This window comes from Streptomyces sp. NPDC006516 (assembly GCF_040611875.1).
Classification (GTDB): domain Bacteria; phylum Actinomycetota; class Actinomycetes; order Streptomycetales; family Streptomycetaceae; genus Streptomyces.
This window is the reverse complement of the sequence record NZ_JBEXPD010000001.1, coordinates 1101370-1113676: the sequence shown is the minus strand read 5'-3', so window position 1 is coordinate 1113676 and position 12307 is coordinate 1101370. Positions and strand designations below refer to the sequence as shown.

9 protein-coding genes and 1 tRNA gene are annotated in these 12307 nt (G+C 67.8%); 6 read left to right on the top strand and 4 right to left on the bottom strand.

All coding sequences use genetic code 11. The annotated features are described in order from the left end of the window. Nucleotides 1–3 precede the first annotated feature (3 nt). The 3 genes from ABZY45_RS04900 to ABZY45_RS04890 are packed head-to-tail and all read left to right on the top strand — an operon-like array spanning nt 4 to nt 3457. On the top strand, nt 4–1812 hold the full coding sequence (locus ABZY45_RS04900; RefSeq protein WP_356736134.1) for a branched-chain amino acid ABC transporter permease: 1809 nt from the start codon (nt 4–6) through the stop codon (nt 1810–1812). Nucleotides 1813–1817: 5 nt separating this feature from the next. Further along, on the top strand, nt 1818–2744 hold the full coding sequence (locus ABZY45_RS04895; RefSeq protein WP_356736132.1) for an ABC transporter ATP-binding protein: 927 nt from the start codon (nt 1818–1820) through the stop codon (nt 2742–2744). Then, nucleotides 2741–3457 (top strand): ABC transporter ATP-binding protein, encoded by a 717-nt coding sequence (locus ABZY45_RS04890; protein WP_356736130.1) that lies wholly within the window; start codon nt 2741–2743, stop codon nt 3455–3457. Before ABZY45_RS04895 ends, ABZY45_RS04890 begins: the two co-directional genes overlap by 4 nt. A gap of 74 nt (nt 3458–3531) precedes the next feature. On the opposite strand, the gene ABZY45_RS04885 is transcribed toward ABZY45_RS04890, so the two are convergent. Beyond that, complete coding sequence (locus tag ABZY45_RS04885; RefSeq protein WP_145802285.1) at nt 3532–4188, bottom strand: response regulator; 657 nt, start codon at nt 4186–4188, stop codon at nt 3532–3534. 98 nt (nt 4189–4286) lie between these two features. Here ABZY45_RS04885 and ABZY45_RS04880 point away from each other — a divergent pair. Further along, nucleotides 4287–4361 (top strand) — tRNA-Leu (locus ABZY45_RS04880). A 110-nt stretch (nt 4362–4471) separates the two neighbouring features. Continuing rightward, nucleotides 4472–5248, top strand: a complete 777-nt coding sequence (locus ABZY45_RS04875) for a transcriptional regulator (RefSeq protein WP_356736128.1) — start codon at nt 4472–4474, stop codon at nt 5246–5248. Between the two features lie 10 nt (nt 5249–5258). On the opposite strand, the gene pyk is transcribed toward ABZY45_RS04875, so the two are convergent. Further along, a complete protein-coding gene (gene pyk, locus ABZY45_RS04870) occupies nt 5259–6692 on the bottom strand; it encodes a pyruvate kinase (RefSeq protein WP_356736126.1) in 1434 nt (477 codons plus the stop codon). Nucleotides 6693–6941: 249 nt separating this feature from the next. Here pyk and ABZY45_RS04865 point away from each other — a divergent pair, with 249 nt between their 5' ends. Next, nucleotides 6942–8753: a 5'-nucleotidase C-terminal domain-containing protein gene (locus ABZY45_RS04865; RefSeq protein ID WP_356736124.1), complete on the top strand. Its 1812-nt coding sequence runs from the start codon at nt 6942–6944 to the stop codon at nt 8751–8753. A gap of 588 nt (nt 8754–9341) precedes the next feature. Here the strand turns inward: ABZY45_RS04865 and ABZY45_RS04860 are convergent. Beyond that, nucleotides 9342–10772, bottom strand: a complete 1431-nt coding sequence (locus ABZY45_RS04860) for a SidA/IucD/PvdA family monooxygenase (protein ID WP_356736122.1) — start codon at nt 10770–10772, stop codon at nt 9342–9344. After that, nucleotides 10769–12169, bottom strand: coding sequence for an aminotransferase class V-fold PLP-dependent enzyme (locus ABZY45_RS04855; RefSeq protein WP_356736120.1), 1401 nt, complete (start codon nt 12167–12169; stop codon nt 10769–10771). Before ABZY45_RS04855 ends, ABZY45_RS04860 begins: the two co-directional genes overlap by 4 nt. Nucleotides 12170–12307 lie beyond the last annotated feature (138 nt).

Here is a 12307-nt window from a genome sequence, read left to right as displayed (position 1 = left end):
CCGATGACCACCACGACCCCCACCGCGAACACCGCCACCCTCCCGCTGCCCACCACAGCAGCCCGCGCCGCCACCACCACCGGCGCCGCACTCGCCCTCATCGGCACCTTCCTCGCCTGGACCTACACCGACACCTTCCCCGGCGACCTCACCGTCACCGGCTACCCCGGCGGCCTCCAGGTCCTCACCCTCATCAGCGCAGCACTCACCCTGCTCTTCGCCCTCTCCGGCTACGGCATCAAGGGCCTGCGCTGGCTCACCCCCGGCGGCACCAACAGCCCCACCCGGCTGCTCGCCCTCGGAACCCTCGTCACCACCGCCTACACCGTCATCGCCGTCATCCTCACCAAGGACGACAACGGCAACCTCCTCGGCGCGATCGAACTGGAGCCCGGCGCCTGGATCAGCCTCGTCGGCGCACTCGTCGCCGCCGTCGCCTCCCTCGGACTCCCCAACGACCTGCCCCTGGACGACACCACCGGCACCAACGCACTCAAGCGCTTCCTCGGCAGCCTCCGCGCCCCGGCACCCGCCCGCGCCAAGGCACTCCCCTCCTGGGCCGAGATCCTCATCATCGCCGGAGCCTTCGGCGTCGCGCTCGAAGTCTTCGTCTACGGCATCGACACCGAATACGCCGAACTCTTCATCGGCTACGTCATCGCCGTCGCCTTCGGCTTCACCGCACTCACCCGCGCCGGCCTCATCGCCCGCGTCACCACGCTGACCGCCAAGCACCGCAACGTCACCCTGTGCGCCGCACTCGTCGCAGCCTTCTGCTTCCCCTTCACCCAGCAGAACGAGGAATACGCCCTCATCGGCGCCAACATCCTCATCTTCGCGACCGTCGCACTCGGCCTGAACGTCGTCGTCGGCCTCGCCGGCCTCCTCGACCTCGGATACGTCGCCTTCCTCGGCGTCGGCGCCTACGCCGCCGCACTCGTCTCCGGCAGCCCCCTCTCCCCCGTCGGCGTCCAGTTCCCCTTCTGGGCCGCCGTCCTCACCGGCGCCGCAGCCTCACTCGTCTTCGGCGTCGTCATCGGCGCCCCGACACTCCGGCTCCGCGGCGACTACCTCGCCATCGTCACCCTCGGCTTCGGAGAGATCTTCCGGCTCACCGTCAACGCCCTCAACGGCGTCAGCGGCCCCGACCTCACCAACGGCTCCCAGGGCATCCCCAGCATCCCGGACCTCAAGCTCCTCGGCTTCGACTTCGGGATCAGCCACGACATCGGCGGCATCACCCTCGGCAGGTCCGCCAACTACTACCTGCTGATGCTCCTCTTCACCGCCGTCGTCGTCCTCGTCTTCCGACGCTCCGGAGAATCCCGCATCGGCCGCGCCTGGGTCGCCATCCGCGAGGACGAGACCGCCGCCACCGCCATGGGCATCAACGCCTTCCGGCTCAAGCTGCTCGCCTTCGCCCTCGGCGCCACCCTGGCCGGCCTCGCCGGAACCGTGCAGGCACACGTCTCCTACACGGTCACCCCCGAGCAGTACCAGTTCGCCGGCTCCGTACCCCCGAACTCCGCCTTCCTCCTCGCCGCCGTCATCCTCGGCGGCATGGGAACCCTCAGCGGACCCCTCGTCGGCGCCGCACTGCTCTACCTCATCCCGGCCAAGCTCCAGTTCATGCAGGACTACCAGCTCTTCCTCTTCGGAATCGCCCTCATCCTGCTCATGCGCTTCCGCCCCGAAGGCCTCGTCGCCGACCGCAGGAAGCAGCTCGAATTCCACGAGACCGGCCAGCTCGACGTACCACCGGACACACCACTCACCGACACGGCCGCCGGCACCACGAAGGCGGGGGCGTGACCACCATGACCAAGACAGACACACCCACCACCGGCACCACGGTCCTCGACGCCAGCGGCGTCACCATGCGCTTCGGCGGCCTCACCGCCGTACGCGACGTCAATCTCACCGTCAACGCGGGCGAGATCGTCGGCCTCATCGGACCCAACGGCGCCGGCAAGACCACCTTCTTCAACTGCCTCACCGGCCTCTACGTCCCCACCGAGGGCAAGGTCAGCTACAAGGGCACCGTCCTGCCGCCCAAGCCCCACCTCGTCACCCAGGCAGGCATCGCCCGCACCTTCCAGAACATCCGCCTCTTCGCCAACATGACCGTCCTGGAGAACGTCCTCGTCGGACGCCACACCAGGACCAAGGAAGGCCTCTGGTCCGCCCTCCTGCGTCTGCCCGGCTACAAGAAGGCGGAGAACGCCAGCCGCGAACGCTCCATGGAACTCCTGGAGTTCATCGGTCTCGCCGACAAGGCCGACCACCTCGCGCGCAACCTCCCCTACGGAGACCAGCGCAAGCTGGAGATCGCCCGCGCCCTCGCCAGCGACCCCGGCCTCCTCCTCCTGGACGAGCCCACCGCCGGCATGAACCCCCAGGAAACCCGCGTCACCGAAGAACTCATCTTCGCCATCCGGGACCAGGGCATCGCCGTACTCGTCATCGAGCACGACATGCGGTTCATCTTCAACCTCTGCGACCGCGTCGCCGTACTCGTCCAGGGCGAGAAACTCGTCGAGGGCACCGCCCCCGTCGTCCAGGGCGACGAACGCGTCGTCGCCGCCTACCTCGGCACCCCCTTCGAAGGCGCCCCCGGCGCCGAGGAGGCCGCCGAGGTCGAAGCCGCCGAAGCCTCCGCAGCGGGCACGAGCACCGGCGCCGGCAAGAAGGACACCCCGGCCACCACCGACACCACCACCACCGAGGAGGAGGACACCCGATGACCGCACTGCTCGAGGTCGAAGACCTCCGCGTCGCCTACGGCAAGATCGAAGCCGTCAAGGGCATCTCCTTCACCGTCGAGGCCGGCCAGGTCGTCACCCTCATCGGCACCAACGGTGCGGGCAAGACCACCACCCTGCGCACCCTCTCCGGACTCCTCAAGCCCTCCGGCGGCCGCATCCTCTTCGAGGGCCAGCCGCTCACCGGCATCCCGGCACACAAGATCGTCTCCCTGGGCATCGCCCACTCCCCCGAGGGACGCCACATCTTCCCCCGGCTGACGATCGCCGAGAACCTCCTCCTCGGCGCCTACCTCCGCAGCGACAAGGCAGGCATCGAGAAGGACATCCAGCGCGCCTACGACCTCTTCCCCATCCTCGGGGAACGACGAAAGCAGGCCGCCGGAACCCTCTCCGGAGGCGAGCAGCAGATGCTCGCCATGGGACGCGCACTCATGTCCCAGCCCAAGCTGCTCATGCTCGACGAGCCCTCCATGGGTCTCTCACCGATCATGATGCAGAAGATCATGGAGACCATCGTCGAGCTCAAGGCGTCGGGCACCACGATCCTGCTCGTCGAGCAGAACGCCCAGGCGGCCCTCTCCCTCGCGGACCAGGGCCACGTCATGGAGGTCGGCAAGGTCGTCCTCTCCGGCACGGGCGCCGACCTGCTCCACGACGAGTCGGTCCGCAAGGCCTACCTCGGCGAGGACTGAGCACCCGGGCACACGAGAAGGGCCTGCCCCCGGACACCTCCGGGGGCAGGCCCTTCTCGTCGTCCGCGTGGCGCCTACTCGGCGGCCTTCTTCTTCTCCTCGGCGTCCTCGATCAGCGCCTCGGCCAGCTGCTGCATGGACATCCGGCGGTCCATCGACGTCTTCTGGATCCAGCGGAACGCGGCCGGCTCGGAGAGCCCGTAATCCGTCTGGAGGATGCTCTTCGCCCGGTCCACCAGCTTCCGGGTCTCCAGCCGCTGCGACAGGTCCGCGATCTCGTTCTCCAGCGCCTTCAGCTCGGCGAACCGGGACACGGCCATCTCGATGGCCGGGACCACGTCGCTCTTGCTGAACGGCTTCACCAGATACGCCATCGCACCGGCGTCCCGGGCCCGCTCCACCAGGTCGCGCTGCGAGAACGCCGTCAGCATCAGGACCGGGGCGATGGACTCCTCGGTGATCTTCTCGGCGGCGGAGATCCCGTCGAGGACCGGCATCTTCACATCGAGAATCACGAGGTCGGGGCGGTGCTCCCGCGCCAGCTCCACGGCCTGCTGCCCGTCCCCGGCCTCGCCGACGACGGAGTAGCCCTCTTCCTCCAGCATCTCCTTGAGGTCGAGGCGGATCAGCGCCTCGTCCTCGGCGATGACGACGCGGGTCGTCAGCGGCGGGACGTGCGACTTGTCGTCGTCGACGGCGTCTACGGGCTGGGGCGACTCGGGCGTGGTCACGGGGGCTCCTTGTTCCAGGGCAGGTACAGCTCCCACGAGCCTACCTAGCTACGATATGGTGACACTACGCAGGGCAGGCGATGCCCTTACTTTCTAAGGCCCCAGTACTCCAACTGGTTAGAGAGGCCGCTCTCAAACAGCGGACAGTGTGGGTTCGAATCCCACCTGGGGCACTTTTCCTTACTTTCCAAGGCTGCAGCAACTTGGTCTCAATCCACGAGATCGTGTGATTGCCTTTCGCGAGTCTGCCTCCGCGCCAGCTTCGTGCGCCAGGGTCGACACCGTGTACGACCTCGATACGCGCAAGCAGGCTCTGGCGCTCGTCACTCAAGGCTTCAGCCAGAACTCCGTGAGCAAGCAGACCGGGATCTCCCGAGCTGCCATCCGTTCCTGGCTGCAACGAATAGAGCCTCTCGGTTATGACCGAGGCGCGGAGTGCCCTCGGTGCAGCAGCACCCCGAGACTCCCCGATGACCCTGGCGCGTACTCCTACCTGCTCGGCCTGTATCTCGGTGACGGCTGCATCAGCCCCGGCAAGCGGGGCGTCTACTCACTCCGCATCGCGTGCGCCGACGCCTGGCCGGGGCTCATCGACGCCTGCGTCGACGCCGTACAGCGCGCGCGGCCGGCCAACAAAGTCTGCCGAGTGCAGAGTCAGGGATGTCAGTACGTCACGAGCTTCAGCAAGCACTGGCCCTGCTTCTTCCCTCAGCACGGGCCGGGCAAGAAGCACAACCGCACGATCACGCTCGAACCGTGGCAACAGCAGATCGTGGACGCCCACCCGTGGGAGTTCATCCGCGGTCTCATCCACTCCGACGGCTGCCGGGTCATCAACTGGACCACTCGACTCATCCGAGGCGAGCGAAAACGGTACGAATACCCCCGGTACTTCTTCACCAACAAGTCTGACGACATCCGCAAGCTCTTCAGCAACACGCTCACCGCCGTAGGTGTCGAGTGGACCACCCTCGCTCGCGGCAGCACTCCGTTGAACATCTCCGTAGCCCGACGGGCGTCCGTGGCCCTCATGGACGCTCACGTCGGGCCGAAGTACTGACGACCGTTGTCTACTTCGGGCTGTCGTCCTCGCCGATGTGGTGCACCCGTACCAGGTTCGTCGAGCCGGCGACCCCGGGCGGTGAGCCTGCCGTGATGACCACGACGTCGCCCTTCTGGCACCGGCCGATCCTCAGCAACTCCTCGTCCACCTGGGCCACCATCGCGTCCGTCGAGTCCACGTGCGGCCCGAGGAACGTCTCGACGCCCCACGTGAGGTTCAGCTGCGCGCGGGTGGCCGTGTCCGGGGTGAAGGCGAGGAGCGGGATCGGGGAGCGGTAGCGGGAGAGGCGCTTGACGGTGTCGCCGCTCTGGGTGAAGGCCACCAGGAACTTGGCGCCGAGGAAGTCGCCCATCTCGGCCGCCGCGCGGGCGACCGCGCCGCCCTGGGTGCGCGGCTTGTTGCGGTCGGTGAGGGGCGGCAGGCCCTTGGCGAGGATGTCCTCCTCGGCCGCCTCGACGATGCGGGCCATGGTGCGGACGGTCTCGACGGGGTATTTGCCGACGCTCGTCTCGCCGGAGAGCATCACCGCGTCCGTGCCGTCGATGACGGCGTTGGCGACGTCGGAGGCCTCGGCGCGCGTGGGCCGGGAGTTGTCGATCATCGAGTCGAGCATCTGTGTGGCGACGATGACCGGCTTGGCGTTGCGCTTGGCCAGCTTGATGGCGCGCTTCTGGACGATCGGGACCTGTTCCAGGGGCATTTCGACGCCGAGGTCGCCGCGGGCGACCATGATGCCGTCGAAGGCGGCGACGATGTCGTCGATGTTGTCGACGGCCTGGGGCTTCTCGACCTTGGCGATGACCGGGAGGTGACGGTTCTCCTCCTTCATGATGCGGTGGACGTCGTCGATGTCGCGTCCGGTGCGCACGAAGGAGAGGGCGATGATGTCGGCGCCGGTGCGCAGGGCCCAGCGGAGGTCTTCGATGTCCTTCTCGGAGAGTGCGGGGACGGAGACGGCGACTCCGGGGAGGTTGAGTCCCTTGTGGTCGGAGACCATGCCGCCTTCGATGACGGTGGTGTGGACGCGGGGTCCGTCGACCTGGGTGACTTCGAGGGTTACGCGGCCGTCGTCGATGAGGATGCGTTCGCCTGCGGTGACGTCGGCGGCGAGGCCGTCGTAGGTGGTGCCGCAGGTGTGGCGGTCGCCTTCCATGGGTTCGACGGTGATGGTGAAGTCGTCGCCGCGTTCAAGGAGTACGGGGCCTTCGGCGAAGCGGCCGAGGCGGATCTTCGGGCCTTGAAGGTCGGCGAGGATTCCTACACTGCGGCCGGTTTCCTCGGACGCTTTACGGACGCGGTGGTAGCGCTCTTCGTGTTCGGCGTAGGTGCCGTGGCTGAGGTTGAAGCGGGCGATGTCCATTCCCGCTTCGACCAGTGCCTTGATCTGGTCGTATGTGTCGGTTGCGGGTCCCAGGGTACAAACGATTTTCGCTCGGCGCATGGTTCGAGCCTAGACCTTACCTGTGGGTAGGTATTTGTCTCTGCATGACTGCGCAACGGCCTTTGGGTTAAGGGTTATTGCCAAGTGTTGAATTGTGCGGCGGGGTGCTCCGATGAGCGTGTACGGGCTGCGCCGGGCCGGGTGCGCGGTTGTCGCTGGTCATCAGATCGCAACCTGCCCGGGGTGTTGCGGGTGGTGGTGGCTGGGCCAGAATCTACGCGCGTTGTTCGTACGAACGAGGAGTCAAGGATGCCGTTGAACCGTAGGACGTTTCTGGGCCGTTCGGCTGTCGCCGGTGCGGGTGTGGCGCTGGCCGGAGGGGTCGGTGCCGGGCCGGCGGCGGCCTCGGAGTCGCGGGGGCACGGTCACGGCCGTCCGGCGAAGCGGTACTCGTTCACCGTGATGGGGACGACGGACCTGCACGGGAACGTCTTCAACTGGGACTACTTCACGGACAAGGAGTTCGACGACAAGGCGCACAACGATGTCGGGCTGGCGAAGATCTCGACGCTGGTGGATCAGATCCGGGAGGACCGGGGGCGCCGCAACACGCTGCTGATCGACGCCGGGGACACGATCCAGGGCACTCAGTTGTCGTACTACTACGCGAAGATCGATCCGATCACGGCGAAGCGTGGTCCGGTGCATCCTATGGCGCAGGCGATGAACAAGATCGGCTATGACGCGGCAGCGCTCGGGAACCATGAGTTCAATTACGGGATTCCGGTGCTGCGGAAGTTCGAGGAGCAGTGTGATTTCCCGCTGCTGGGTGCGAATGCGCTGGATGCGAAGACGTTGCGGCCGGCGTTCGCTCCGTATGTGATCAAGCGGTTGCGGACGCCGCACGGCCGTGATGTGCGGGTGGCGGTGCTGGGGCTGACGAATCCGGGTATCGCGATCTGGGACAAGGCGAATGTGGGCGGGAAGATGGTGTTCCCGGGTCTTGAGGAGCAGGCGGCGAAGTGGGTGCCGAAGCTTCGTTCGATGGGTGCGGATGTGGTGATCGTTTCGGCGCATTCGGGTTCGTCGGGTACGTCGTCGTACGGGGATCAGTTGCCGTACGTCGAGAACGCGGCGGGACTGGTGGCGGAGCAGGTGCCGGGGATCGACGCGATTCTGGTGGGTCACGCGCATTCGGAGATTCCCGAGTACTTCGTGACGAACAAGGAGACGGGGAAGCAGGTCGTTCTGTCGGAGCCGTTGAAGTGGGGGCAGCGGCTGACGCTGTTCGATTTCGATCTGGTGTGGGAGAAGGGCCGTTGGGTGGTCGAGAAGGTCGGCGCTTCGGTGCTGAACTCGAACACCGTGGAGGAGGACCCGCGGATCACGTCGTTGCTCGGTGACGAGCACACGAAGGTCGTGGCGTATGTGAACCAGGTGATCGGGACGTCGGTGTCGGCGATGTCGACGGTGGATGCGCCGTGGAAGGACGAGCCGGTCATCGATCTGATCAACGTGGTGCAGGCGGAGACGGTGAAGGCGGCGCTGGCGGGCGGGGAGTACGCGGCGTTGCCGGTGCTGTCGCAGGCGGCGTGTTTCTCGCGTACGGCGGCGATTCCCGCGGGTGAGGTGACGATCAAGGATGCGGCGGGTCTGTATCCGTTCGAGAACACGCTGGAGGCGCGGCTGCTGACGGGTGCGCAGTTGAAGGATTATCTGGAGTACTCGGCGCGGTATTACGTGCAGACGGCTGCGGGGGCGCCGGTGGACACGTCGAAGCTGACGAATGCGGAGGGTATTCCGGATTACAACTATGACGTGGTGTCGGGGGTGACGTACGAGATCGATGTCGCGAAGCCGGTGGGTTCGCGGATCGTGGGGTTGTCGTTCGAGGGTGCGCCGGTGGATCCGGCGGCGCGGTTCGTGTTCGCGGTGAACAATTACCGGGCGAGTGGTGGGGGTAACTTCCCGCATGTGCCGGGGGCGAAGCAGTTGTGGGCGAATTCGGATGAGATCCGGAACACGATCATCGGTTGGGTCGAGGCGAAGGGGACGGTTGATCCGGCGGAGTTCGCGTCGGTGGACTGGCGTCTGACGCGGGAGGGTGTGCCGGTGTTCTGACCGGTACGCGGTCCGCTGTTCCGCCGGCCGGTGTGGGGCGGCCGTTCCCCTTCGGGGGAGCGGCCGCTTCTGTGTTCCCGGTGGGGCGGCGGAGTTCAGGTGGTTGCCAGGATCGCGCTGAGCGCCAGCAGGATGACTCCTCCCGTGGTGATGATGGTTCCCAAGCATCTGAAGAAAAATGGCCGATGCCGTCGGTCTGGGTGAGGCCGAGGTTTCCGGTCTGCTGCGCCTTGACGTCCAGAGCGGCCCGTCTGCGTGCGAGCGTGGCGCCTGTGGCGCCACGGATGTCGAATGCCCACCTTCCTCCGTACCAGATGGCTGCGATTCCGAGCGCGGCGAGGAGTGCCAGGACTCCGGTGGGAGTGGAGTCGGCTGCGGGGGCTGCGGGGGCTGCGGGGGCTGCGGGGGCTGCGGTGATGATCATGGTGGGCGTCATGGCACCTGGGGTCGGTCATCGACATGCCTTTCGCCCTGGGGTCTTTCGGGTCTGGAGGATCCGGCTCGGGCGCCCTCGGCCGCGGAGAGCGCTGCGGTCATGGCTCTCCGTGTTCCTTCCCTCCGCCGTCGGTTTCCTCGCCCTGGAGGTGCTCAGTGGCCTTGTGCGAGGTGCGTGAACGGGTTGCCCTGTCCGGGGACGGTGGGCGCTGTGTGGGGGGTGAGGCCGAAGGTGGTGAAGGCGGTGCGTTGTGGGAGGGGGTAGGGGGTGGTGCCGGTGAGGTTGTTGAGGATGGTGGCGCTGCGCCAGGCGGCGAGTCCGAGGTCGGGGGCGCCGACTCCGTGGGTGTGGCGTTCGGCGTTCTGGACGTAGATGTTGCCGGTGAGGGTGGGGTCGAGGTCGAGGCGGAAGTCGGTGTGGATGCGGGGGCGTCCTTGGGTGTCGCGGCGGATGTGGGGGGCGATGCCGGTGAGGAGGGTGTCGAGGGGGCGTTCGCGGTAGCCGGTGGCGAGGACGACGGCGTCGGTGGTGAGGCGGGTGCGGGTGGCCTGCTGGGTGTGTTCGAGGTGGAGTTCGATGCGGGTGCCGGCGCCTGAGAGGCGGCCTGCGGTGCGGACGCTGACTCCGGGGGTGAGGGTGGCGTCCGGCCAGCCGCCGTGGAGGGTGCGCCGGTAGAGCTCGTCGTGGATGGCGGAGATGGTGTCGGTGTCGATGCCTTTGTGGAGTTGCCACTGCTGGGGGACGAGGTTGTCGCGTACGTGTTCGGGGAGTGCGTGGAAGTAGTGGGTGTAGTCGGGGGTGAAGTGTTCGAGGCCGAGTTTTGAGTACTCCATGGGTGCGAAGGCCTGGGTGCGGGCGAGCCAGTGGATCTTCTCGGCTCCGCGGGGGCGGGCGCGGAGGAGGTCGAGGAAGATTTCGGCGCCGGACTGGCCTGAGCCGATGACGGTGATGTGGCCGGCTTCGAGGAGTTCGTCGCGGTGGTGGAGGTAGTCGGCGCTGTGGATGACGGGGACGCCGGGGGCTTGTGCGAGGGGGCGCAGGGGTTCGGGGATGAAGGGTGCGGTGCCGACGCCGAGGGCGATGTGGCGGGTGTGGGTGCGGCCGAGTGCTTCGGTTTCTCCGTCGGGGCGGAGGCGGGTGTAGTCGACTTCGTAGAGGCCGCGGTCGGTGTTCCAGTGGATGGCGTCGATCTGGTGGTTGAAGTGGATGGTGGGGAGTTGTTCGCTGACCCAGCGGCAGTAGGCGTCGTATTCGGCTCGTTGGATGTGGAACTGCTCGGCGAAGTAGAAGGGGTAGAGGCGGTCTCGGGTACGGAGGTAGTTGAGGAAGGTCCAGGGGCTGGTGGGGTCGGCGAGGGTGGTGAGGTCGGCGAGGAAGGGGACTTGGAGGGTGGCGCCGTCGATGAGGAGGCCGGGGTGCCAGTGGAAGGCGGGGCGTTGTTCGTAGAAGGCGGTGGTGAGGGCGTGGCCGGGGGTGGTGGGGAGGCCGTGGGCGAGGGCTGCGAGGGAGAGGTTGAAGGGGCCGAGTCCGATGCCGATGAGGTCGTGGGTCCGGTCGCCTTCGGGGGTGGTCCGGTCGGTCATCGGGGGGTGCTGCCTTCCGTGGTGGCGTGGGTGTGGGCGTGGGTGACGTGGGTGAGGAGCTGCTGGAGGTCGTCGGGGGTGGTGTGGGGGTTGAGGAGGGTGGCTTTGAGCCAGAGGCGGTCGTGGGTGCGGGCGCGGCCGAGGACGGCGTGGCCTTGTTCGAGGAGGGTGCGGCGGATGGTGGCGACGGTGGTGTCGTCGGTGTGGGTGGGGCGGAAGAGGACGGTGCTGATGGTGGGGCGGGCGTAGAGCTCGAGTGCGGGGTGTTCGTCGATGAGGTCGGCGAGTTGGTGGGCGGTGGTGATGGTGCGGTCGATGAGGTCGGCGAGTCCGTCGCGGCCGAGTGCCTGGAGGGTGACGGCGATCTTGAGGGCGTCGGGGCGTCGGGTGGTGCGCAGGGAGCGGCCGAGGAGGTCGGGGAGTCCGGCGTCGGTGTCGTCGTCGGCGTTGAGGTAGGGGGCGTGGTGGTGGAGGGGGTCGAGGTCGTGGTGGTGGGGTACGGCGAGGATGCCTGCTGAGGCGGGTTGCCAGCCGAGTTTGTGCAGGTCGAGGGTGACGCTGTGGGCGCGGTGGAGGCTGCGCAGGGCGTGGCGGTGGGTGGGGCTGAAGAGGAGGGGTCCGCCGTAGGCGGCGTCGATGTGGAGTTCGGCGCCGTGGGTGGTGGTGAGGTCGGCGATGTCGGTGAGGGGGTCGATCTGGCCGGTGTCGGTGGTGCCTGCGGTGGCGGTGACGAGGAGGGGGCCGTCGTTGCGGAGGAGGGCGTCGCGGAGTGCGGTGAGGTCCATGACGCCGGTGGGGGCGGGGATGACGACGGGTTGTGGGAGGCCGAGGAGCCAGGCGGCGCGGGTGATGCTGTGGTGGGCGTTGGCGGCGCAGATGGTCTGTACGGGGCCGTGGCGTTCGCGGGCGAGGAGGAGGGCGAGTTGGTTGGCTTCGGTGCCGCCGGTGGTGACGAGGGCGTCGGGGTGGGGGGTGTGGGGGTAGATCTCGGCGGCGAGTGCGGTGGTGAGGGTGGTTTCGAGGGCGGAGGCGGCGGGGGCCTGGTCCCAGGAGTCCATGGAGGGGTTGAGGGCGGAGGCGGCGAGGTCGGCTGCTGCGGCGAGGGCGAGGGGTGGGGTGTGGAGGTGGGCGGCGCAGTGGGGGTGTGCGGGGTCTGCGGCGCCTTCGGCGAGGGCGGTGACGAGGGTGCGCAGGGCGTGGTGGGCGCCGGTTCCGTGGTCGGGGATGAGGGGGCCGGTGGTGTGGTGGAGGTGGTGGGTGACGGTGTGGGGGCCGCCGGCGGGGAGGGGGCCGTTGCGGCGGGTGGCTCCGTCGTGGAGGGCTTCGAGGACGGTGTCGAGGAGGGGGCGCAGGTGGGCGGGGCCTGCGGTGCCTCCGGCGAGGGGTGGGATGGGCATGGGTGGTGTGGTCCTTCGGGTGGGCGGGGGCGGTGGGGTCAGCTTGTCCGGATTTCGGAGGGGGCGGCCGAAGAGCCCAACGATCTGAACCCGAAAGGGGTACTGCTGTGCGGTGCGGGTGGGTGGGCGGCGGTGGGG

Excerpts from the sequence above, each read along its gene's own strand:
- ABZY45_RS04900 (WP_356736134.1), top strand. The coding sequence starts at position 4 with ATGACCACCACGACCCCCACCGCGAACACCGCCACCCTCCCGCTGCCC.
- pyk (WP_356736126.1), bottom strand. The coding sequence starts at position 6,692 with ATGCGCCGAGCGAAAATCGTTTGTACCCTGGGACCCGCAACCGACACA.
- ABZY45_RS04895 (WP_356736132.1), top strand. The coding sequence starts at position 1,818 with ATGACCAAGACAGACACACCCACCACCGGCACCACGGTCCTCGACGCC.
- ABZY45_RS04855 (WP_356736120.1), bottom strand. The coding sequence starts at position 12,169 with ATGCCCATCCCACCCCTCGCCGGAGGCACCGCAGGCCCCGCCCACCTG.
- ABZY45_RS04865 (WP_356736124.1), top strand. The coding sequence starts at position 6,942 with ATGCCGTTGAACCGTAGGACGTTTCTGGGCCGTTCGGCTGTCGCCGGT.
- ABZY45_RS04860 (WP_356736122.1), bottom strand. The coding sequence starts at position 10,772 with ATGACCGACCGGACCACCCCCGAAGGCGACCGGACCCACGACCTCATC.
- ABZY45_RS04890 (WP_356736130.1), top strand. The coding sequence starts at position 2,741 with ATGACCGCACTGCTCGAGGTCGAAGACCTCCGCGTCGCCTACGGCAAG.